General features: G+C 69.8%; 19 protein-coding genes. 2 read left to right on the forward strand and 17 right to left on the reverse strand.

Annotation, left to right across the window (positions count from 1 at the left end):
- Nucleotides 1-9 precede the first annotated feature (9 nt).
- From AC1Q9M_RS08500 to AC1Q9M_RS08550, 11 genes are all read right to left on the reverse strand, one after another.
- Nucleotides 10-1077 (reverse strand): glycosyltransferase family protein, encoded by a 1068-nt coding sequence (locus tag AC1Q9M_RS08500; RefSeq protein ID WP_444688231.1) that lies wholly within the window; start codon nucleotides 1075-1077, stop codon nucleotides 10-12.
- Complete coding sequence (locus tag AC1Q9M_RS08505) at nucleotides 1074-2312, reverse strand: O-antigen ligase family protein (protein WP_382323655.1); 1239 nt, start codon at nucleotides 2310-2312, stop codon at nucleotides 1074-1076. Before AC1Q9M_RS08505 ends, AC1Q9M_RS08500 begins: the two co-directional genes overlap by 4 nt.
- Nucleotides 2309-4342, reverse strand: coding sequence for a 3-deoxy-D-manno-octulosonic acid kinase (locus tag AC1Q9M_RS08510; RefSeq protein WP_492433294.1), 2034 nt, complete (start codon nucleotides 4340-4342; stop codon nucleotides 2309-2311). The genes AC1Q9M_RS08505 and AC1Q9M_RS08510 overlap by 4 nt, the downstream gene beginning before the upstream one ends.
- Entirely contained in the window at nucleotides 4318-5058 is a 741-nt protein-coding gene (locus AC1Q9M_RS08515) for a glycosyltransferase (protein WP_492433296.1), read from the reverse strand. Before AC1Q9M_RS08515 ends, AC1Q9M_RS08510 begins: the two co-directional genes overlap by 25 nt.
- A gap of 62 nt (nucleotides 5059-5120) precedes the next feature.
- Nucleotides 5121-6479: a TolC family outer membrane protein gene (locus AC1Q9M_RS08520; protein WP_382323657.1), complete on the reverse strand. Its 1359-nt coding sequence runs from the start codon at nucleotides 6477-6479 to the stop codon at nucleotides 5121-5123.
- A gap of 171 nt (nucleotides 6480-6650) precedes the next feature.
- Complete coding sequence (locus AC1Q9M_RS08525) at nucleotides 6651-7004, reverse strand: rhodanese-like domain-containing protein (RefSeq protein WP_382159889.1); 354 nt, start codon at nucleotides 7002-7004, stop codon at nucleotides 6651-6653.
- A gap of 34 nt (nucleotides 7005-7038) precedes the next feature.
- A complete protein-coding gene (locus AC1Q9M_RS08530) occupies nucleotides 7039-7740 on the reverse strand; it encodes a protein-L-isoaspartate O-methyltransferase family protein (protein WP_382323658.1) in 702 nt (233 codons plus the stop codon).
- Between the two features lie 55 nt (nucleotides 7741-7795).
- Entirely contained in the window at nucleotides 7796-10978 is a 3183-nt protein-coding gene (locus tag AC1Q9M_RS08535) for an efflux RND transporter permease subunit (RefSeq protein ID WP_382327167.1), read from the reverse strand.
- A gap of 12 nt (nucleotides 10979-10990) precedes the next feature.
- Complete coding sequence (locus tag AC1Q9M_RS08540; RefSeq protein WP_382159880.1) at nucleotides 10991-12136, reverse strand: efflux RND transporter periplasmic adaptor subunit; 1146 nt, start codon at nucleotides 12134-12136, stop codon at nucleotides 10991-10993.
- A 13-nt stretch (nucleotides 12137-12149) separates the two neighbouring features.
- A complete protein-coding gene (locus AC1Q9M_RS08545; RefSeq protein WP_382159877.1) occupies nucleotides 12150-12830 on the reverse strand; it encodes a TetR/AcrR family transcriptional regulator in 681 nt (226 codons plus the stop codon).
- Nucleotides 12831-12918: 88 nt separating this feature from the next.
- A complete protein-coding gene (locus AC1Q9M_RS08550; protein ID WP_492433300.1) occupies nucleotides 12919-14103 on the reverse strand; it encodes an acyl-CoA dehydrogenase in 1185 nt (394 codons plus the stop codon).
- A gap of 100 nt (nucleotides 14104-14203) precedes the next feature.
- On the opposite strand from AC1Q9M_RS08550, the gene AC1Q9M_RS08555 reads away from it, so the two are divergent.
- Complete coding sequence (locus AC1Q9M_RS08555) at nucleotides 14204-15094, forward strand: LysR family transcriptional regulator (RefSeq protein ID WP_492433301.1); 891 nt, start codon at nucleotides 14204-14206, stop codon at nucleotides 15092-15094.
- 124 nt (nucleotides 15095-15218) lie between these two features.
- On the forward strand, nucleotides 15219-15755 hold the full coding sequence (gene msrA, locus AC1Q9M_RS08560) for a peptide-methionine (S)-S-oxide reductase MsrA (protein ID WP_382323661.1): 537 nt from the start codon (nucleotides 15219-15221) through the stop codon (nucleotides 15753-15755).
- A gap of 15 nt (nucleotides 15756-15770) precedes the next feature.
- Here msrA and AC1Q9M_RS08565 read toward each other — a convergent pair whose 3' ends face one another.
- The 6 genes from AC1Q9M_RS08565 to AC1Q9M_RS08590 all read right to left on the reverse strand — a co-directional run bounded on the left by AC1Q9M_RS08565 (nucleotide 15771) and on the right by AC1Q9M_RS08590 (nucleotide 22698).
- Complete coding sequence (locus tag AC1Q9M_RS08565; RefSeq protein ID WP_492433303.1) at nucleotides 15771-16322, reverse strand: fasciclin domain-containing protein; 552 nt, start codon at nucleotides 16320-16322, stop codon at nucleotides 15771-15773.
- 90 nt (nucleotides 16323-16412) lie between these two features.
- Nucleotides 16413-17300: an EamA family transporter gene (locus AC1Q9M_RS08570; RefSeq protein ID WP_492433305.1), complete on the reverse strand. Its 888-nt coding sequence runs from the start codon at nucleotides 17298-17300 to the stop codon at nucleotides 16413-16415.
- Nucleotides 17301-17361: 61 nt separating this feature from the next.
- A complete protein-coding gene (locus AC1Q9M_RS08575; RefSeq protein ID WP_492433307.1) occupies nucleotides 17362-18390 on the reverse strand; it encodes a FecCD family ABC transporter permease in 1029 nt (342 codons plus the stop codon).
- On the reverse strand, nucleotides 18387-19616 hold the full coding sequence (locus AC1Q9M_RS08580) for an ABC transporter substrate-binding protein (RefSeq protein ID WP_492433309.1): 1230 nt from the start codon (nucleotides 19614-19616) through the stop codon (nucleotides 18387-18389). Before AC1Q9M_RS08580 ends, AC1Q9M_RS08575 begins: the two co-directional genes overlap by 4 nt.
- Nucleotides 19613-20590 carry an ABC transporter ATP-binding protein gene (locus AC1Q9M_RS08585; RefSeq protein WP_492433311.1) on the reverse strand — a complete coding sequence of 326 codons (978 nt, stop codon included), beginning with the start codon at nucleotides 20588-20590 and terminating at the stop codon, nucleotides 19613-19615. The genes AC1Q9M_RS08580 and AC1Q9M_RS08585 overlap by 4 nt, the downstream gene beginning before the upstream one ends.
- Complete coding sequence (locus AC1Q9M_RS08590; protein WP_492433313.1) at nucleotides 20590-22698, reverse strand: TonB-dependent siderophore receptor; 2109 nt, start codon at nucleotides 22696-22698, stop codon at nucleotides 20590-20592. The genes AC1Q9M_RS08585 and AC1Q9M_RS08590 overlap by 1 nt, the downstream gene beginning before the upstream one ends.
- Nucleotides 22699-22706 lie beyond the last annotated feature (8 nt).

Genomic DNA, 22706 nt, shown 5'->3' on the forward strand with positions numbered 1-22706 from the left:
CCGGCCGCGTCAGCGGCGGCCGAAGCGCATGCTCAGCTTGAGCCGGTAGTACGGCAGCCGGTCGGCCCAACGCAGGTTCAACTGGGGTTTGGCGCGGTCGGGGTTGCGCAGCGCGGGCTGGATCAGGTGCCGGTCGAACAGGCCCATCACCACGTCCCGGTTGTAGAGCGCGGAATACCGATCCCAGTGGTGTCGCTTGAGGTCTTGCGGGTCCAGCTTCTCGATGATGTCGACCAGCGAGCGCGCATCGGTGTAGCAGAAGCCCGAGTCGCCCAGCACGTCGATGTGGTGCCGGTGCTTGCTGCCGGCGTAGGTGATGACCGGCTTGTTGCGGATCGAGAACTCGCCACAGGCCAGCCCGAAGGACTCGCCCTGCAGGCGCGCGTGCAGCATGGCGTCGCAGGTGTTGATGAAACGCGTCTTGTAAACCATGTCGCTGCTGCCCGGCAGGAAGAGGGCGCGCGGGTGGTCCACGAAGGGCGCGATGTTGAGGAAGACGAACCAGGTGTCGGGCGAGCGCGCCAGCACCTGGCGCACCGCCTCGATCGCGCTGGGCACGTCGAAGCTGTTGGCGCCACCGTGGCAGCCCAGCACCTTGGCCTGCGGCGGGATGCCCAGTTCGCCGCGCAGGTCCTCGTTCACATCGGGCAGCTCCACGATGTGCGGCACGCTGGGGATCTTGCCGTTCGCGCAATGCCGGCTCAGCCACTCGGAGATGAAGGCGTAGGAGGCGCCATGGGCCTGCGCGGGGGTGGTCGGGAAGACCGCGTGCACCATCGTGGGCACCGTGCGCGACCACACACCGTCGTTCTTGCCGGCCTTGATGGCGTACAGCAGGTCCGCGTGGTGCCGGCCAAGCAGGGCATCGAGTTCGTCGATCCGGCGGTAGCCCAGCACCTCGAAGCGCGCGCTGAACTTGGCCAGGGCCTCGGCGCTGTTGTGCGGGCTGTCGGCGTTGTAGACCACCAGGCTGCGGTGGCCCAGCACCGTCTCGTTGTGAAGCGCGTAGTCGTACAGCGCGACCTCGGTGCCCCGGATCGATAGCTGGTTGGAGTGAAAGGCGATGGTCTTCGTCATGGGGCCACCCGCTCCCGTTGGCGCATCGGGATGGCGGCCATCAGCAGCGCCGACATCAGGATGAAGAAATGGTTTTCCGTCGAGAGCCAGAACGAGCTGTGCGTCGTGTTGGCGACCAGCAGCACCGCCACAAAGCCCATCATCAGCGCCCGGCGCGGCGTGTCTTCGCGCCAGGCCTGTCGTGCGATGACGAACACGAACCACAGGAACAGGGCCAGGCCGATCAGGCCTTGTTCGAACAGGAAGAAGGTGAACTGGTTGTGTGGGTGCACGCAGACCACGGCGCACCACGCAGGATCGGTGAAATGCGCAGGCGACAGCACCGGATAGGACGCGGTGCCGTGGCCGAGCACAGGCTGCTCCAGCGCGCTCTGCAGCGCGAAGCGGTTCATCTCCATGCGGGCGCCTGCGGACGTGACAGGCACCGTGATGCTGCTGTTCTGTGCTTCAAGCCAGGCCTCGTTGACGCGCGACCGCAGCTGGGTCGACGTGGTGAAGGTCACGGCCATCACGGCGACCAGGGCCAGCGCCGCGATGGCCAGCCGGCGCCGGTGCAGGCCGACGGCGAAGACCGCGAACACCGCCAGGGCCAGCAGCAGGGCCAGGTAGCCGGTGCGGCCCGACGACAGGAACAGCACGCTGAACGCCGCCAGCGCGGCCACCAGGGCGGCGAGCACGGCCCGGGCCCGCGTTGGCGCATGCATGGCCTGGTGCAGGGCCATCACCGTGAAGAACGACATCAGGATGCCTTGCGCGATGCGGTCCTTGAAGACGGTGTGGTCCTCGCCGAAGCCCTGGTTGTGCGTGCGCGTCCAGGAAAAATCGAACCAGACATTGAGCCAGGTGACCACCAGCGTGAACAGCATGGCCAGCGCGAAGGCCTGCCAGCAACGGCGGCGCGTGGCCGAGTCGTTGAGCAGACCGATGAAGACCGGTACCCACAACAGCTTGCTGTACTTGCCCAGGGCCGTGCCGATGAGCGGCCCCTCGGCTGGCGACCACAGGGCCGCGAGCGCGATCCAGGCGAACAGCGCCAGCGCCGGCGCCGCCAGGGGGTTGCTCAGCGCCTGGCGGGTGTCGCGCAGGGAATGGCCCCAGACGCAGCCGAGCAGCCAGAACACCAGGGTGAGCAGCAGCGCCACATTGGCGAGCGCGACCGACATCGGGAACGCGAAGAAGACCAGGATGAGCGAAGCCTTGGCGCCCCGCTGAAGGAAGGTGGACGGGGGGGTCATGGGGGAGCGGGGAGGTCCTGGTAGCCCGCCATCAGCGGGGCCCAGTCGGCTTCGGTCCAGTGGTAAGGGGCGACGCGGGTGGCTTCCTTGCGCAGCGAGCGCCGCAGACGCTCCAGGTTGCGCGGCTTCCAGTCGCCGCCCGTGCGAACCCCGCATTTGTCGAAATCCACGATCCAGGCCTGGCCGGCCGGGTCGAGCAGCAGATTGTGGGCGTTCAGGTCGGCATGGAACACCTGCCGCTCATGCAGTTGCCGGATCGCGCGGCCCAGGGCCTGCCATTCGGCTGGCGCGAGCGGCCTTTGCTGGAGCCGTTGCACCACGTTCGCGCTGCCCGGGATGAGGCCGACGAGGATGTCGGCTTCGTAGAACAGGCCCGCGCGGGGCCAGTGGCTGGCGGCCACCGGCTCGGGCACCGGCAGTTGCCAGGAGCGCATCAGGCGCAGCAGGGTGAATTCGCGCATGGCGCGGCTGTCGTGCGGCGCGGCGCGCCAGAAGCGGTCGTGGCTCAGGCGGGCCATCAGGCCGCCGCGCCGGTAGTGGCGCAGCACATAGCCTTGCCCGCCCTCGTGGACCAGCAGCGCCTGGCCGCGCCCGCTGCCGGTGGCCAGGGCGGTGCCGCCCACATGGGCGATCGGGTCGAAGGTGCGCGCGGAGACCTGGCTCAGGTGGTGCGGATCGAACCAGGCGGTGCGGCCTGCATCCACCGAGGCCCGCACGCGCGAGACGTTGCCGGTGTGTGCGGGCCGCCACAGCGGCCGCACCACGGCCAGCGTGCGCGCCGAGGCGCCCTGGTTGCGGGCGATCAGCTCGCGCGCGGCGTGGGCGCGGCGTTGCCAGGTCTCGTGTTGCATCAGCCAGCGCTGCACCGCCGCCGCCAGTTCGCGCGCGTCGCGCACGCGCTCGCCGGCGCCGCTGCGCGCGATCTCCTCGAACAGCGGCGCCGCGTTGTGGACGTGAGGGCCGAACAGCACCGGCTGGCCGACCGACATGGGCTCCAGCGGGTTGTGCCCGCCCACGGGCGCCAGCGTGCCGCCCACGAAACACAGCGAGGCGTGCTGGTACCAGTGCATGAGCTCGCCCATGGCGTCGATCAGCAGCACCTGCGTGCCCGGCGCCACCGCCTGCCCGCTGCTGCGCCGCACGAAACTCAGACCGCTGTGCTGCACGTGGGCCGCGACCTCGTCGAAGCGCTGGGGATGGCGTGGCACCAGCACCAGCAGCCAGCTCGGGTTGACGGGCGAGAGCTCGCTCCAGATCGCCAGCCAGGCGGCCTCGTCGCCTTCGTGCGTGCTGCCCGCCACCAGCAGCGTGCGCCCCTGCAGTTCGGGCGCCAGCGCCACGCGCGCGGCGGGCACGGCGACATCGAATTTCAGGTTGCCGGTGTCGTGCAGGCGCGGCTCGGGCACACCCAGCCCGCGCAGGCGCTCGGCGCTGGCGGTGTCGGCGGCCGCCACTGTGAGCTGTGGCCAGACGGGCCGCATCAGGCCCGGCCATCGCCGGTAGGTGCGCGCCGAGCCTTCGGAGAGGCGCGCGTTGACGAGCGCAACCGGGATCGCGTTGGCCCGGCATTGCTGCAGCCATTCGGGCCAGAGCTCGCGCTCCACGAGGATCAGCAGCCGGGGCTGCAGCCGGTTCAGGAAGCGGGCGACGGCACCGGGCGTGTCGATGGGCGCGTAGACGTGGCGGATCTGGTCGCCCCAGTGCGTCTGCAGCGCGCGCGCACCGGTGGGGGTCTGGGTGCTGACGACCACGGCGTGCGCCGGCCATTCTTCGAGCAGGGCGTGCAGCAGCGGTTGCATGGCCTGCACCTCGCCCACCGAGGCCGCATGGATCCAGATGCAGCCGAGCTGCTCGGGGTCGATGGGAATGAAACCGAGGCGCTGCCGCAGGTTCTGACGGTAGCCGGGCTCACGCCGGCCACGCCACCACAACCAGCCCAGCAGGGGAGCGGCCAGGGCGCGGCTGAGCAGTCGGTACGCCCGATGGGGCAGCGAAACCGGGCTGCTCAGCGCCAATGGTCGGCGACCCATTGGGCGGGCAACACGCGCCGGTACCACTTGCCGCTCACGCCGGCAATGACATCGGGTGGGTTGGGCTTGCCGTGGAACACGATGATCTTGGCACCGGGCGGGATGGTGGGCGGCGAGAACCAGCCCAGGATGCCCGGGCGCATGCAGTGGCGCTTGAAGCTGCGGCACCAGGCCTCGGGCCAGTAGCTGACCTTGCCCTGCCGGTTGAGGTAGCCGGTGATGTACTCCTGCTCGTTGCGCACGTCCGCGATCGACTCCGGGTAGCCGTTCTTCAGGTGCTCCAGGGCGTCGGTGTGCGCGCCGATGGTGTAGAGGTAACACGAGGTGTTGCCCGTGCCGTCCTTCTTGTCCCATTCCTTGATGACGATGAAGGTGCCGGGCTGGTCGAAGAACTCGTCCAGGCTGTCGACGATGACGATGTCCAGGTCCAGGAACAGCGTCTGGCCGGTGAGGTCGTAGAGCGGATCGGCGAAGCTGGTGAGCTTGAGCCAGCCGTGGCCGAAGCTCCAGGGCTTGCGCTGGTCGAATTCGTCGAAACCCACGGCGGGGATGGGCTTGACCTCGACGGCGGGGTTGATGCCTTCACCGTCGTCGGTCAGGCAGACGAAACGGAAGGGCCGGTGCAGGTGCCGCGACACCATGCTGTGGAGTTTGTTGACGTACTCGGGGCCGTACTTCTTGCCCCATTTGATGCACAACACGTTGATGGTCTGCATGGCTTCCTCTTCTGCGGGTGTTGGCTGGCTGACGCCAACTTGGCGGTCGAGTGTAGCGGAGCTCACTTCGCGAGCAGGGAATCGATGGGCAGCAGGTCTTCGGGCAGCAGGGCGCCGCTGGCCTGGCGCAGGCGCAGGCTGCTCAGCAGCACGTTGTAGCGCGCCTGGGCCAGGTCGCGCTTGGTCTGGAACAGCTGGCTCTGCGCGTTGAGCACGTCGATGTTGATGCGCACGCCCACCTGGTAACCCAGGCGGTTGGCGTCCAGCGCGCTCTGGCTGGAGGCTTCGGCGGCCTGCAGCGCGCGCACCTGGCCCTGGCCCGAGACCACGCCCAGGTAGGCGCTGCGCGTGGACAGGTCCACCCCCCGGCGCGCGGCTTCGAGGTCGGAGCGCGCCTTTTCTTCCAGCGCCAGGGTTTCCTTGACCCGGTTCTGGACTGCGAAGCCGGCGAACAGCGGCAGGTTGAACTGCACGCCGACGCTGGCGGTGTTGGTGCGCACGTTGCCGGGGATCGGCAGGGTCGTCATGGGGCCGCGCGCCACCTGGTACTGGCCGACCAGGTCCAGCGTGGGCTTGTGCCCGGCTTCGGCCTTGCTGGTTTCGAGCTGGGCGATCTCCAGGTTGCGCGTGGCCTGCAGGATGGTCGGGTGCGTGCCGGGGTTGCGGTCCACCCAGGCCTGCGGGTCGGCCGGCACCACCTCGGGCAGGGTCACGGGCGCGGCCAGCGGGCGCGGCTCCACCGAGGGGCGGCCCACCAGCTGGTTGAGCGCGAGCTTCTTCACGCGCAGGTCGTTCTCGGCCGCGATTTCGCGCGCCAGCACCAGGTCGTACTGGGCCTGCGCCTCGCGCGAGTCGGTGATGGTGGTGGTGCCGACCTCGAAGTTGCGCTTGGCCGCGGCCAGCTGCTCGGCCACGGCGGTCTTCTGCGCCTGCACGAAGGCCAGCGTGTCCTGCGCCGCGAGCACGTCGAAGTAGGCCTGCGAGGTGCGCACGATGAGGTCCTGCTCGGCCAGGGTGAGGCGGGCCTTGGCGATGTCGACGCTGAGCTCGGCCTGGTCGTTGGCGATCCGGTTGGCCGGGCGGTACAGCGGCTGGCTGGCCGAGAGCGTGGCGCTCTGGTTGTTGCTGTTGCCGTCGAGCGCGCCGTAGTTGCTCACCTCGCGCCGCGCCCAGCTCGCCGCGGCGGCCAGGCCGGCTTGCGGCAGCAGGCCGGCGCGGGCCTGCGCGGCCTGGGCCAGGGACGCGTCGTACTGCGAGCGCGCGGCCAGGTAGGTGGCGTCGAACCCGCGCGCCGCCTCGTACAGCTGCACCAGGCTCTGCGCCTGGGCACCGGTGGCGAGCGCGCCCAGCACCAGCATGACCGCCCGCGGAAACAGCAGGTGGTGGGCTGACGACTTGCGAGCGGACGAAGCGGCTTTCATGCGGTGTTCCTTGGAGCGGGACGGAGGTGCTGAGAGACTCGTGAGAGAGGCAGCCCCCCAGGGGCATCCAGGGTCCGGCTTTGCCGGCCCGAGATGCCGTCCCCCCTCGAAGCGCCGAAGGCGCGCCACGGAGGGGGGAAGCCGCGAAGCGGCACAGGGGGGCGTTTCATTTCAGTAGACGGGCACGCTGGGGTCGCGCTGCTGCGACCAGGCGTGGATGCCGCCGTCGATGTTCACGACGTGGGTGAAACCATTGCCTTCGAGGAACTGCACCACCTGCGCGCTGCGGCCGCCGTGGTGGCACAGCACGGCGATGGGCTGGTGTCGGTCGAGTTCGAGCAGGCGCGCCGGCACCGTGCGCATGGGCATGGCGCGCAGCTCGAAGCCCTCGGGCTTCACGGAAGCGGTCTGCAGCTCCCACGGTTCGCGCACGTCCAGCACGACGGGCAGGGCAGCCTGCGGTGCGGCGGGGTCGGCGGCCTGCTTCAGCCAGTCGGGCAGTTGGGCGGGGGTGATCGAGTTCATGGCGGCGTCCGTGGGCGGGGGAAGGTTTCCGGGCTCAGAAGCGGAAACGCGAGGGTTCCGGGAAGTGGCGCAGGCGCGGGGCCACGGTGTCCCAGGGCTGGGCGGTCTGGAAGGCGGCCTCGCCGGTGCGGGTGACGATGGTCGCGCGCATCATGGGCTCGAAGCCGACGATCGCGGCCAGGCGCCCGCCCGGGGCCAGCAGGTCCAGCAGGGCCGAGGGGATCTCGGCGACCGAGCCGCTGAGCACGATGGCGTCGAACGGCGCGCCATCCGAGCAGGCCGCGAAGCCCTTGGCGGCGGCATCGGCGCAGCGCACCTCGGCGTTGGTGATGCCGGCCTTCTGCAGGTTCTCACGCGCCAGGCGGGCCAGCGCCTCGTCGATCTCGATGCTCACCACGCGCTGCGCCAAGCTGGCCAGCAGGGCCGCCATGTGGCCGCTGCCGGTGCCGACTTCGAGCACCTTGTCGGTGGGCTTGAGCGCGAGGTCCTGCAGCAGGCGCGCCTCGACCTTGGGCGCGAGCATCGCCTGGCCGTCCACCGCGGGGTGGTTCAGCGGCAGTTCCATGTCGGCGAAGGCCAGCGACCGGTGCGCGGCGGGCACGAACTGCTCGCGGTGCACGCGGTCCAGCAGGGCGAGCACCCGGGCGTCGAGCACCTCCCAGGGGCGGATCTGCTGCTCGATCATGTTGAAACGGGCCTGGCTCAGGCTGAGGGAGGGGGCGGTGGAAGTGGTCATGGCATCGACTCGCAGGAACGGTGTTTCTAGAGGGGGCGGCGGGAACCGCGAGATTTTAAGGAGTGGGACCTTCGGGGACGGGGTGGGGTATCGCCAGGCCGAGCCGGCGGCGGAACCAGTTGCCGAGGTCGTCCATGTAGCAATAGACCACCGGCACGACCACCAGGGTGAGCAGGGAGGAGGTGATGACGCCGCCGATGACGGCCTGGCCCATGGGCGCGCGCTGTTCAGAGCCTTCGGTGAGCGCGAACGCCAGCGGCACCATGCCGAACACCATGGCCAGCGTGGTCATCAGGATGGGGCGCAGCCGCACGCGCGCGGCCAGCAGCAGCGCGGACTCGCGGTCCATCGGCGGCTCACCCGCGCGGCCTTCGCGCGCGCGGATCGCGAAATCGACCAGCAGGATCGCGTTCTTGGTGACCAGGCCCATCAGCAGCACGATGCCGATGACCGAGAACATGCTCATGCTGGAGCCGAACATGAGCAGGGTCAGCACCACGCCGATCAGTGTGAGCGGCAGCGAGGTCATGAGCGCCAGCGGCTGCAGGAAGCTCTGGAACTGGCTGGCCAGGATCATGTAGATGAAGATGATGGCCAGGGCCAGCGCCGAGAGCGCGTAGCCGAAGGACTCCTGCATGTTCTTGGTGGAGCCGCCGAACTCGTATCGGTAGCCGGGCGGGAAGGCGATGGTGTCGAGCACCTGGCGGATCTCGGTGGAGACCTCGCCCGGCGAGCGCCCGTAGACGTTGGCGTTGATCGAGACCTCGCGGTTGAGGTTGCGGCGGTTGATCTGGTTCGGGCCGGTGGCGTCCACCACGTCGGCCACCTGGCCCAGGCGCACCACGCGCGCCGTGCCGTCGCTGTCGGTGCCGACCATGAAAGGCAGTTGCTCCAGGTCGCTCGCGCGCTCGCGCCCGCTGGGCGCCAGGCGCACGTTCACGTCGTAGCTCTGGCCGTCGGCGGCGCGCCAGTTGCCCACCGTGGTGCCGGCCACCAGGGTGCGCAGGCTGGCGCCCACCGTGGCCACGCTCACGCCCACGTCGGAGGCCAGGTCGCGCTTCATCTTCACGTCCACCGTGGGCTTGTTGGGCTTCACGCTGGCGTCCAGATCGACCAGGCCGACGATGGGGCGGATGCGCTCCATCACGGTCTGCGTCAGGCGTTCGAGCTCGGCCAGGTCGTCGCCCTGCAGCGAGAACTCCACCTGCTTGTTGCCGCCCACGGCGTCGAGCAGGCCGACGTGCGTCACGGTGATGCCGGGCACGCCGCGCAGCCGCTCGCGCAGGCGCGCCGACATCTCGAGCGCGCTCAGCGTGCGCTCGTGGCGGTCGGTCAGGCGCACGTAGATGCTGGCGTACATGGTGCCCTGCGCGTTGCCGGTGTTCAGCGTGGACAGCGTGTACTTCACCTCGGGGAACTCGCGCAGGATGCCCTCGACCTCGCGCGTCTTGGCCTCGGTGGCCTCCAGCGAGGAGCCCACCGGCGTGTGAAAGCTCAGCGAGGTCTCGGAGAAGTCGGCCGTGGGCACGAACTCGGTGCCCAGCAGCGGCACGATGAACAGGCTGCCGACGAAGGTGGCCAGGGCCAGGCCCAGCGTGGCGAGCTTGTGCTTGAGCGACCAGCGCAGCGTGCCCTGGTAGGTGTGGCTCAGGTCGTCCTGGAAGCGGTCGAACCAGCCGGTCACGCGGCCGATGGTGCGGTCGTAGAAGGTCTTCGGGCCGCTGGCGGCGTGGCCGTGTTTCTCGATCTCGGGGTCGTGCCAGACCGAGGACAACATCGGGTCGAGCGTGAAGCTCACGAACATGGAGATCAGCACGGCCGCCACCATGGTGATGCCGAACTCGTGGAAGAACTTGCCGATGATGCCGCCCATGAAGCCGATCGGCAGGAACACGGCCACGATGGACAGCGTGGTGGCCAGCACGGCCAGGCCGATCTCCTGCGTGCCGTCCATGGCCGCGTCGAACGGGCGCTTGCCCATCTGCACATGGCGCACGATGTTCTCGCGCACCACGATGGCGTCGTCGATCAGCAGACCCACCGAGAGCGTGAGCGCCATCAGCGTGATCATGTTGATGGTGAACCCGAACAGGTTCATGAAGAAGAAGGTGCCGATCAGCGCGATCGGCAGCGTGAGGCCGGTGATGACGGTCGAGCGCCAGGAGTTCAGGAACAGGAACACGATCAGCACGGTGAGCACCGCGCCTTCGATCAGCGTGCGGCGCACGTTCTCGACCGAGACGCGGATCGGTCGCGAGCCGTCGGCGATCTGCTCCAGCCGCACGCCGGGCGGCAGCTCGGCGCCGAGCGAGGCCACGGCGGCTTTCAGGCCGTCGGTCACCGCGATGGTGTTCTCGTCCTGCGCCTTCTGCACCTGCAGCAGCAGGGTGCGCTGGCCGTTGTAGAGCGCCAGGCTCTCCACCTCCTGCGTGCCGTCGCTCACGCGCGCCACCTGGCCCAGGCGCACGGCCTGGCCGCCGCGGCGCGCGACGATGATGTGCTCGAAGTCCTGCGGGTTCTGCAGCCGCGAGAGCACCTGCACCACGCGCTCGGCCTCGCCGGTCTTGAGCGTGCCCACCGGCAGGTCCTGGTTCTCGTTGCGCACGGCGGCGTTGACCTGCTCGGTGGTCACGCCCAGCGCTTCCATGGCCGAGGGGTCGAGGTCGATGTTGACGGCGCGCCGCGTGGCGCCCACCAGCGTGACCGAGCCCACGCCGCGCACGTTCTCCAGCCGCTTCTTGAAGACCTGCTCGGCCCAGGTGGTGAGCTCGACCGCGCTCGGTGTCTTGCCGTCCACGGCCTGCGGGATCACGGCCACCGACCAGATCGAGCGGCTGGCCGGGTCGAAGCGCAGCACGCGCGGCTCTTCCACCTCGTCGCGGAACACCGGGCGCAGGATGGCGATCTTCTCGCGCACGTCCTCGGCCGCCTTGCGCCCGTCCACCGTCAGCTGGAACTCGATGATGACGAGGGACTGGCCTTCGTAGCTGCGCGAGGTCAGGGTGTTGACGCCGGCGATCGCGTTGACCGCCTCCTCGACCTTCTTGGTGACCTCGGACTCGACGATCTCGGGCGAGGCGCCCGGGTAGGCCACCTGCACCACGACCACCGGGAAATCGATGTTGGGGAACTGGTCCACCTGCAGGCGCTGGAACGAGAACAGGCCCAGCACCACGAAGGCGATCATCACCATGGTGGCGAAGACCGGGTTGCGCAGCGAGACCTGGGTGAACCACATGGTGCGGCGCGCTCAGTGGGTGGCCAGGCGAACGGCCGTGCCTTCGCGGATGGCGCCGGCCTGGGCGCTGAGCACCGGCTCGCCGGCCTGCAGGCCCTTGACCTCGCGCATGGGCTCGCTGCCGCGCAGGCCGGTGGCGCCGCCATCCAGCACCACGTGGGCGATCTTGCTCTCGCGCACCACCTGCACATAGGGCTGGGGCTTGTCGTTGCGCACCGAGGACAGCGGCACCGCCAGCGCGTTGACCGCGCCGGTGACGATCTGGCCCTGCGCGAACAGGCCCTGGCGCATGCCTTCGGCGGCCGGCACGCGCAGGTACACCAGCACGCTGCGGCTGCCCGCCTGCACGCTGGGGTTGATGCGCGAGACCGTGGCCCGCACCGGTTCGGCCAGCCCTTCGACCCGCAGGTTCGCCGTCTGGCCCACCTTCACCGACACCGCGTCGGCCGGGGTGATGGCGGCCTCCATTTCGAAGGCCGAGAGGTCCACCACGTCGAACACGCGCGTGTCCACGCCCACGCGTTCGCCGTTCTGCACCAGGCGGGCCGAGATCTGGCCGGTCAGGGGCGAGCGCAGCGTGGTGTCGGCCAGGGCCTTCTTCGCGATGTCCAGCGCGGCCAATGCGGCCTGGTGCGTGGCTTCGGCGCCGGCGAGGTTGGCGCTGGCCGTCTCCAGCGCGGTGGCCGAGATGAAGCCCTGGCGCACCAGGGCCTGGTTGTTGTCCAGCGTGCGCCGCGCGATCGCCACCTGCGACTGGGCCGACTCGGCCTGCCGCGTGGCCTGGCGCACGCGCGCGTCGGCCTCGGTGCTGTCGATGCGCGCCACCACCTCACCGGCCTTCACCGCGTCGCCTTCGCGCTTGCTCAGGCCCTGGATCTCGCCGGCGGTGCGCGCCTTGATGGCGGCGGTCTGCAAGGCCTGCACCGAGCCCGAGAGGCCCACCGTCTGCGTCAGCTCCAGCGCCTGCACGGCCACCACATCGCGCGCGGAGAGCGTGTACACCGGCGCGGTCTTGAGCGCCTCGGCGGCCGCGCGGGCGGTTTCGCCCTGGGTCTTGCGCTTGTCCAGCGCGCGCACCAGGCCCAGGCCGACACCCAGCACCAGCACGGCCAGCAGCAGCCATTTGATCCAGGTGGAGCGCGAGCGGGGAGCGTTCATGGTGGCGTGAAGGTCAGGGTGTGGGGCTGGGCGCGAGCATGCCGTGCAGCAGCAGGTCCACCTGGTTGTCGATGAAGCCGATCGGGTCCAGCGTCTCGTTCGAGGCGCAGCAGGGCGCCATGGAATGTTTCCACATCAGCACGAAGATCATCGGCGCGATCAGGCTGTAGATGGCGTAGTCCATGGAGAGCGGGCGGAACTCGCCGCGGTCGATGCCGCGCTGCAGGATGCGCCGGATCAGTTCGTGGCCGGGTTCGATCACTTCCTTCTGGTAGAAGGCCGCGATCTCGGGGAACATGCCGGCCTCGCTCATCACCAGCTTGGTGATGCCGGAGGCGGGCGTCATGCCCACGCGCTCCCACCAGGTGTGCAGGCAGTAGCGCACCAGCTCGGCGCTGTCGCCCTCGAAGTGGTCGAGTTCCTCGTTCCACTCAGGAAAGCGCCCGGCCAGGTTCTCGCGCACCACGGCCTTGAACAGCTCTTCCTTGCTCGGGAAGTACAGGAACAGGGTGCCCTTGGACACGCCGGCCAGCGCGGCGACTTCCTCCACCCGCGTGGCGGCGAAGCCTTTTTCAACGAACAGGCGCAGCGCCGCGTCCAGCAATTCGCCCGGGCGCGCCTCCTTGCGCCGGGCGCGGCGCTGGCGCGGTTCGGCGTCGGATTCGGGGGAGGTCAGGGGCGTGGGGGCAGACATGGGGTTTTAATGACCGGTGGGTTAGTAATATACCCCACCCCCCATATCCGACGGCACCGGAGGGCCCTTGGCCCCCCGGAGGCCGTGCTCAGGAAAACGCCTGGATGCCGGTAATCGCGCGGCCCAGGATGAGGGCGTGGATGTCGTGCGTGCCCTCGTAGGTGTTGACCACCTCCAGGTTCACCAGGTGGCGCGCCACGCCGAACTCGTCGCTGATGCCGTTGCCGCCCATCATGTCGCGCGCCAGGCGGGCGATGTCCAGCGCCTTGCCGCAGCTGTTGCGCTTGAGGATGGAGGTGATCTCGACGGCGGCGGTGCCCTCGTCCTTCATGCGGCCCAGGCGCAGGCAGCCCTGCAGGCCCAGGCCGATCTCGGTCAGCATGTCGGCCAGTTTTTTCTGGATCAGCTGGTTGGCCGCGAGCGGGCGACCGAACTGCTGGCGGTCCAGCACGTACTGGCGGGCGCGGAAGTAGCAGTCCTCGGCCGCGCCCAGCGCGCCCCAGGCGATGCCGTAGCGCGCGCTGTTGAGGCAGGTGAACGGGCCCTTCAAGCCCCGCACCTCGGGGAAGGCGTTCTCTTCGGGGCAGAACACCTCGTCCAGCACGATCTCGCCGGTGATGGAGGCGCGCAGGCCCACCTTGCTGTGGATGGCCGGGGCGCTCAGGCCCTTCATGCCCTTGTCCAGGATGAAGCCGCGGATCGCGCCTTCGTCGTCCTTGGCCCAGACCACGAACACGTCGGCGATCGGCGAGTTGGTGATCCACATCTTGGCGCCGGAGAGGCTGTAGCCGCCGGCCACCTTCTTGGCGCGCGTGACCATGCTGCCGGGGTCGGAGCCGTGGTTGGGTTCGGTCAGGCCGAAGCAGCCGATCCACTCGCCGGTGGCCAGCTTGGGCAGGTACTTCTGCTTCTGCGCCTCGGAGCCGAATTCGTTGATCGGCACCATCACCAGCGAGCTCTGCACGCTCATCATGGAGCGGTAGCCCGAGTCCACGCGCTCCACTTCGCGCGCCACCAGGCCGTAGCAGACGTAGTTCAGGCCGCTGCCGCCGTAGGCCTCGGGGATGGTCGGACCCAGCAGGCCGAGGGCGCCCATCTCGCGGAAGATGGCGGCGTCGGTCTTCTCGTGGCGGAAGGCCTCGGTCACGCGCGGCAGCAGCTTTTCCTGGCAGTAGCTGTGGGCGGCGTCGCGCACCTGGCGCTCGTCGTCGCTCAGTTGCTGGTCGAGCTGGAACGGGTCTTCCCAGCTGAAGCGGGCTTTGGGGGTGCTCATGCTTGTCTCCGGTGTTCGGGTGGCGATGCGGAGATTGTCGACGGCTGATGAATATCTGTCTAATATCGTTGGTGTATTCATCCATATAAATTTCAGATTCATGGAATTCCGCCACCTGCGCTATTTCCTCGTGCTGGCCGAAGAGCTGCACTTCGGCCGCGCGGCCCAGCGCCTGGCCATCACGCAGCCGCCGCTCTCGCTCAACATCCAGCAGCTGGAGGCCTCGGTCGGGGCGCAGCTGTTCACGCGCAACAGCCGCGGCGTGCAGCTCACGGCCGCGGGCCAGGCCTTCGTGCCGGCCGCGCGGGCCTTGCTCGACCAGGCAGGCCAGGCCGCGCGCGAGGCGCGCGAGGTGGCCCAGGGCCTGGTGGGCAGCCTGCAGATCGGGTTCGCCGGCACGGTGCTGTACCGGGGGCTGCCGCAGATCCTGCAGGGGTTCGCGGCGCGCCATCCACGCCTGCGGCTGGTGCTGCGCGAAATGAGTTCGAGCGACCAGCTGATCGACCTCATGCACGAGCGGCTGGACCTGGGCTTCGTGCACACCACGCGCGTGCCGGCGAGCTTCTCGCAGATCCTGGTGTCGAGCCAGCCCTTCGTGGCCTGCCTGCCGGTGGGGCACGCGCTGGCGCGCCGGCGCCGCCTGCCGCTGGTGCAGCTGCAGGGCGAGCCGTTCGCGGTGGTGTCGCGCGCGGTCTCGCCCGATTACCACGAGCGCATCCTGGGCCTGTGCGCGGACGCGGGCTTCTCGCCCGAGATCCGTTACGAGCTGCGCCACTGGCTCAGCGTGGTGTCGCTGGTTTCACAAGGCCTGGGCGTGGCGCTGGTGCCGGCCGCGCTGCAGCAGGCCGGCCTGCCCGGCGCGGTGTTCGTGCCGCTGGATGTGCAGACCCCGCCGTATGAAACGCACTGTCTCTGGAAGACCGACCGCGATCAGGCGGCGCTGGCGGCATTCCTCGACGCGGTGCGGGCCTTTGCCCAGCCAGTAGAGTAGGCCCACCCCGCCGCGCTTCGCGCGACCCCTCAAGGGGCACACCTGCCGTCCGGCAAAGCCGGCCCGGCGGTGTCTTGAAGTGCGCCGTCTCATTCGGTGCATGCAACATTTTTGGAGACATGCGATGAGCGACAAACAGGTGCTGGTGCTGGGCGGTGGCTGCTTCTGGTGCACCGAATCCGTCTACAAGGAAGTGACCGGGGTGACCGATGTCGAGTCGGGCTACAGCAACGGCCAGGTCGAGCGGCCGAGCTACGAGATGGTGTGCACCGGTACCACCGGCCACAACGAGGTGGTGCGGCTCGAATACGACCCGACGCAGGTGACCACGCGCGAGATCCTGGAGATCTTCTTCGTGATCCACGACCCGACCACGCTCAACCGCCAGGGCAACGACGTGGGCACGCAGTACCGCAGCGGCATCTACTTCACCACGGCCGAGCAGCAGCGGGTGGCTCAGGCGCTGATCGACGAGCTCACCAAAGACAACGCCTTCGGCAAGCCCATCGTCACCGAGCTCAAGCCCCTGCTCAACTACTGGCCGGCCGAGGCCTACCACCAGGACTTCTTCGAGCGCAACCCGCACCAGGGCTATTGCATGGCCGTGGCCGCGCCCAAGGTGGCGAAATTCCGCAAGACCTTCGCCCGCCTGGCGAAGTAGGTCCTGCGGGGCCGATCACTTCGGCATCAGCACCTTGTCCACGACGTGGATCACGCCGTTGGACTGGTAAACGTCGGCGATGGTCACGGTGACCACGCCGCCTTTTTCATCCGTCACCGTGACCTTGCCGCCGGCCGACTTGGCCACCAGCGTGCCGCCGGCCACGGTCTTGATCGAGGCCATGCCCTTGCCGTCGGCGATCATCTTGGCGATGGCCGCGGCGTCCCATTTGCCGGGCACCACGTGGTAGGTCAGGATGCCGGTGAGCATGCCCTTTTTCTCGGGCTTGAGCAGGGTGTCCACGGTGCCGGCGGGCAGGGCGGCGAAGGCCGCATTGGTGGGCGCGAACACGGTGAACGGGCCGGGCGATTTGAGCGTGTCCACCAGGCCGGCGGCCTTCACGGCGGCCACCAGCGTGGTGTGGTCCTTGGAGTTGACCGCGTTGTCGATGATGTCCTTGCTGGCCAGCATGGGCGCGCCGCCGACCATGACTTGCGCGAAGGCGCCGAGGGATGCGGTGCCGATGGCCAGGGCCAGAACGGTCTTGCTGAGGGTCTGCGTGATCATGGAATCTCCTTGGGTTGAAGCCGGAACTGCGGCTGAAGGAGATACGCAGCGCGACCCCGCACTGGATTCAAAAAAGACCCGGCGATGGGCTCAGGCCGGTTTCGCGCGGCCCCACCGGGCCTGCAGCAGCGGCCAGCAGACGATCACCGCCAGGCCCAGCAGCACCAGCGCGGCCGCGCCGAGTTTCCAGCCGGGCAGCGACTCGCCCAGGGACAGGGCCGAGGCGCCCATGCCGAACACCGGGATCAGCAGCGCCAGCGGCGTCACCGTGGCCGCCGGGTGGCGCGCCAGCAGCCAGTTCCACACGCCGTAGCCGAACAGCGTATTGCCCACCGCCTGCCACAGCACGCTGGCCCACACCAGCCCGTCCGCGTGTTGCAGGCTGCTCGCGATGGCCTGCGGGCCTTCGACGAACCACGACAGCGCGAACAGCGGCGGCACCGCGAACACGCTGCTCCAGACCATGAAGTGCAGCATGTTCACCGGCCCGAGCGACTTCACCACCAGGTTGGCGAGCGACCAGAAGAAGGCCGCGCTCAGCACCAGGCCCATGCCCAGCAGGGTGACCGAGGCGTCGAGGTTGGCCGCGATCACGCCCAGGCCGGCCAGCGCCAGCAGCAGGCCCGCGACCTGGAAGCCGCGCACGCGCTCGCCCATGAGCCACAGCGACAGGCCGATGGTGAAGAACACCTGCAGCTGCACCACCAGCGACGCCAGGCCCGGCGAGATGCTGCTGCGGATCGCCAGGAACAGCAGGCCGAACTGGCCCACGCCCAACAACACGCCGAAGGCGGCGATCTTGCGCCAGGGCGCGGTCGGTCGCGGGATGAACAGCAGCCAGGGCAGGGCCGAGAGCGCGAAGCGCAGCGTGGCGAACAGGAAGGGCGGCAGACCGTCCAGGCCCCAGCGGATCACCACGAAGTTCGTGCCCCAGACGAACACCACCGAGAGGGCGAGGAGCAGGTGGGTGATGGGCACGGCGTGGTGTGAAGCGGGGAGACCGGCAGTGTAGCCAGCGGCCCGCCACCTGCCTGCGCGCTCAGTGCAATGCCCGTGTGCGGTAGAGGAGTAACAGGGCCACGGGCGCGCCGACCAGGCCGATCACCGCGTTGAGGTGGAACACGTGGCGGCTCCAGGGCAGGTGCAGCACCAGGTCGGCCGCCAGGCCCAGCACCGCGCCCACCAGGCCGGCGGCCGGCAGCAGCAGGCGGTGGTCGGCGCTGCGCATCAGGGCGCGCGCCACCTGCGCGGCCACCAGGCCGAGAAAAGCCACCGGGCCGCAGAAGGCCGTCACCAGCCCGCTCAGCCACGCGGTGGCGAGCAGCGCGCCGCGCTTGACCAGGGTCACGCGCATGCCCATGGACGCGGCATAACGCTCGCCCAGCAGCAGGCCGTTGAGCGGCTTCACCAGCAGGCCGCCCGCGAGCAGGCCGACCAGCACGCCGGGCACGAGGATCTGCAGCTGCTGGCGCGTGGCGCCGGCAAAGCTCGCGTCGTCCCAGGCCTTGAAGGCGCGCGCCTGGGTCTCGTCGATGAAGTGCATCGACACGCTGATGAGGCCGATGGCGAGGTAACCCAGCATCAGACCGATGATGAGCAGCGTGACGGTGCCGACCCGGCGCGACAGGCCGGCCAGCAGCGCGAGCACCGCCACCGAGCCGGCCACCGAGGCCAGCGCCAGGCCGATGTCGCCGGTCAGGCCGAAGCGCAGCAACAGCGCGTTGCCGGCCACGCCCGCGACCGTGACCAGCAGGGCGCTGCCCAGCCGCGCGCCGTGCACGATGCCGAGCACGAAGGGGTCGGCCAGCGGGTTGCGGAACAGGGTCTGCAGCAGCAGGCCGGCCACCCCGAGCGCCGCGCCGGAGCACAGCGCGTTGAGCGCGCGCGGCAGGCGAAAGCCCAGCACGATGTCGCGCCACACGGGGTGGCCGGCGCCGCCGGACAACACGTCGAAGACCTCGGCCAGCGGGATGGCGACCGAGCCGAGCGAGAGTTCGGCCACGAACAAGGCCAGCATCAGCAGGGTCATCGCCGCGAATCTGGCGGAGGTGAGCGGGATGGTGGTCATGGCAGTCGGCGCAGGAAAGGGGTGTCGGTCACGAGGGGCGGCAGGGGCAGGCTCGGGTGCAGCGCCCGGATGGCTTCGGCCAGCTGCACATGGGGCCGGGTCATGCCCTGGTCCTGGAAGGGATAGGCCCAGGCGCCGGTGTAGCCCTGGTCCCAGGCGAACACGCGGCCTTCGCGCGCGGCGCGGAACCAGCCGTGCAAGGGGTTGGCGTCGACCAGGGTGGCCACGCTGGCCTGGCCGCCCAGCGTGCCGAGCCAGACCGGCGCATCGGCCGCTCGCGCGTAGACCTTCTCGAACCGTTCGTACACGAGGCTGCTGCTGCGCGCGTCGTCCGCGAGCGCAAAGCGCCCGCCGGCGTCGTGGATCAGCCGGGCGCGCTGGTTGCGCCCGTCGAAGGTCTCGACGGTGTCGCGGCCGGCGGCGAATCCGGCCATCACCAGGGGGCGGTCGGGCGCCGTGGCCGCCACGCCAGCCAACTGCAGGTACTGCGCCTCGATGCGGTCGAACCGCGCGTTGGCCAGGGCCTCGCGGTTGGTCAGCAGGGCCAGCAGCTTGAGCCATTCGGCGCGGCCCAGCGGGTGGGTCTCGTGGTGGTCGGCCTGCGCGATCGCGCGCACACCCAGCTCCCACAGGCGCGGGTGCATGTTGCCCTGCGGGTAGGCGGAGTAGAAGCTCAGGTACACATCGGCCTGCACCGCCATCACCGATTCGATGGAGGCGTGGCCGTAGCCCCACATGTCGTGCACCAGGCCTTGCGCGATGCGCTCGCGCACCGCCGGCACGGTGGCGCTGCGCGTGTTTTCGGCCCCGTACAGCCGGTCCACCAGGCCCAGCTCGTCGAGTGCGCCCAGCATGGCCGCGTTGCCGGTGACCAGCCTTTGTATCGGCACTTGAATCACCTGCTCGTGCGGTCCGTGCGTGGGCACCGGTGTGCCGCACTGCACCAGCAGGTAGTCCAGTGTTTCGCCGGTGCCCACGCTGGGCGTGAAGCGCACGCGTTTGTAGTGCAGGCCGTAGCTCACCTGCAACTGCACCGAGTGGGTGAAGGTGGTCTTGTGCGGAAAGAGATCCACGCCCGGGCGGTGCTCGGCCACGCAGGCGGCGTCGAGGTTGTCGCTCAGGCCGTCCACGCCCACCACCACCGAGGGCCAGGCCGCGCGCGGCGGCGGTGCGATCTGCATGCAGCCGCACAACAGCAGCAGCGGTATCAGCTGCAGGCGCCTCATGCTTGGCCGCCGAGCGCGTCCACCAGGGCGCCCAGGCTGGTGAAGGGCCTCGGCGTTTCGCCGCGCTGGCTCAGGGTGTAGACGCCGTGTGCCACCACGTGCACGGTCTGCGTGGCCTCGGGGTCGTGCGCGCAGCCCGCACGCTGCAGCGCCCGCCGTGCCCAGGCCGCCGCCATGCCCTCGCCTTCGAGGCGGATGCCGCGTGCCGCGCTGCGGCCCACGCGCAGCTCGGCGCGCTCCAGGTCGAAGGCCAGGCCGTCGGCGGCGAAGCTGGCGGCCAGGGTGCCGTCCAGCGCGAGGTCTTCGGGCGCGCCGGCGTGCAGGCGGCGCTGGCCGTCGATCAGCCAGAGCGCATCGGCGTGGCGCAGCGCGAGTTCGAGGTCGTGCGTGGACAGCAGCACGGCCAGACCTTGTTCGCGCGCCAGCGCCAGCAGCAGGTGCATGGTCTCGATGCGGCGCGGCAGGTCGAGAAAGGCGGTCGCTTCGTCCAGCACCAGCACGCGCGGTTGTTGCGCCAGCGCGCGGGCGATCAGCACCTTCTGGCGTTCACCGTCCGACATCTCGGCGACCAGCCGGTGTGCCAGCGCCAGCGCGCCGGCCTGTTGCAGCGCGGTCTGCACCGCGGCGTGGTCGGCCGCGCCGAGCCGACCGCCCCAGCCCAGGTGCGGATAACGGCCCAGGCAGGCCAGGTCGTGGCCGGTCATCTGCGCGACGTCGACGCGCTCGGTGAGCACCACCGCGAGCCGGCGCGCGCGCTCGGTCGCCGTGATGCGGTTCAGCGCCACCCCACCGAGCCGGACCTCGCCGGCGACGGCGGGCTGCATGCCGCACAGGGTGCGGATCAGGGTCGACTTGCCGGCACCGTTGGCGCCGATCAGGCAGACGAAGCGGCCTGCGGGCAGCTCGAGGTCCAGCGGGCCGAACAGGGCCTGGCCGCCGTGGCCGACCGTCAGGCCATGGGTGCTCAGGCCCATCAGAGCGCCATGGCGAAGCTGGCGAGCATGGTGCGCGGCGCGCCCGGGTAGGTCGGCACGAAGGCGCCGCCCGAGTCGTAATAGCGCTTGTTCCCCAGGTTCTGCAGCGCGAGCTGCAGCTTGTAGCGCTGGCCGGCGCCGAAGCGGTAGGCCACATTGGCGTCCCAGCGCACGTAGGAGGGCAGCACGAAGCTGTTGGCGGTGTTGGCCTGGCGCTCGCCCACGTAGATCGCGCCCAGGCCCGCGCTCAGCCCCGCGGCGCGGCCGCTGAAATCGAAGGTGGTCCACAGGCTGGCGCTGCGGCGCTGTGCATTGGCCAGCAGGGTGCCCACCAGGCTGGCGTCGCTGTCGCGGCTGATCTGCGCCTTCAGCTCGGTGACGCTCGCCAGCAGGCGCCAGCGCGGCGTGATGCTGAACGGCACGTCCAGCTCCCAGCCCTGGCTGCGCTGCTCGCCGACCTGCAGCACGTGGTCGAAGTCGGTGGGGTCCGACACCAGGCCGTTGCGGCGGCGGATGTCGAACACCGCCAGCGTGGGCTCCAGGCGGCCGTCGAGCAGGCTGAATTTGGCGCCGACTTCCAGCTGCGTGCCGCGCGACGGTGCGGGCAGGCTGCCGTTGCGCAGCATGCCGCTGAAGGGCTCGGTGAGGAACGACTTCGACCCACTCGCGTACAGCGACACCGCGTCGCTCGGCGTCCAGGTCACGCCCAGGCGCGGCGAGAGCGCGTCGTCGCTGCGCGCCAGCGTGTCCGAGACCGGCAGGTAGTCGGCGCGCGCGAAGGTGCGCGAGCGGTCGTAACGCAGGCCGAACAGCACGCGCCACTGGGCGCCGAGCTGCAGCTCGTCCTGCGCGTACAGCCCCACGTTGCGGCTGCGGTAGTTCGACGCGTCGTAGGGCACGAGCGGGCCGACCACGGTGGTGCCGTGCACTGGCTTGTACAAGTCGATCGGCAAGTTGGTCGGGAAACCGAAGGGGCCGACGTTGGCGTCGGCGCGGAAGTCCCAGGTGTCTCGATTGGCGTCGGCGCCCAACAGCACGCGGTGGTGCACGCCACCGGTCTCGAAGCGGCGCGAGACCTCGGCCAGGACCGAGAGGTCGGTCTGGTTGTCGATGCTGCGCTGCTGGCGGCGGTTGACCTGCGGGTTGGGGGTGCCGGCGCCGGTGATGGGGCTGAAGCCGAAGGGGTACCAGAGCGCGTCGGTCTTGGCCGACGAGGCCTGCAGGCCCGCGTGCAGCTGCCAGCCGCTGTCCAGGCGGTGATCGAGCACCAGCGAGGCCAGCGCGCTGTCATTTTTCAGCCGCGTGTCGGCTTCGGCGTAGTTGGTGTGGATGGGCACGCCGAGGAAGAGCGGGCTGTTGCCGAAGCCGCGGTCGAAGGCGCCGCGCTTGCGGCCGAGTTCGAGTTCGGCGGTCAGCGTGGTGTGCGGCGCGGGCCGCCAGCGGAACACCGGCGAGACGAACTGCGTTTCGGCGCCGACGAAGTCGCGAAAACTCTGGTTGTCCTGCCACGAGCCGGTGAGCCGGTAGCTCAGGGTCTCGCTGATCGGGCCGGTGCTGTCGACGGTGGCGCGGTAGAAGCGGTCGCTGCCGGCGGTCAGCTCGTAGCGTGTGCGCGCGGTGTCCTGCGGCTGCTTGGTCACCAGGTTGACCACGCCACCGGGTTCGAAGCGGCCGTAGAGCGCCGAGGCCGGCCCTTTGAGCACCTCGATCTGTTCGATGTTGACCAGCTCGTCCACCGGGGCGAACACGCTGCGGCGAAAGCCGTTCTTGAGGTTGGCGGAAGTGGCGAAGCCGCGCAGGCGGAAGCGGTCGTTGCTGCCGCCCCAGCCCACCTGCGGCGTCAGGCCCGGCACGGTGCGCACGGCTTCGCCGAAGCTGGTGACGCCACGGTCTTCCATCAGCTCGCGCGTGACGGTCTGGATGGAGAAGGGCGTCTCCTTCACCGTGGTGTCGCTCTTGTTGGCCGTGGGCGCGACGATGGCGCGGTAGGCGCGTTCGCGCGTGTCGCTGATGGTGACGGTCTCCAGCGTGGGCTCGGTCTGGGCCCAGGCGGCCATCGAGACGCTGGCCATCGCGCACGGGAGAAGGCGGAAAGCGGTAGGAAACATGCGGTGCT

The sequence above is a fragment of the Hydrogenophaga sp. GW823-FHT04C09 genome (genome assembly GCF_058796355.1).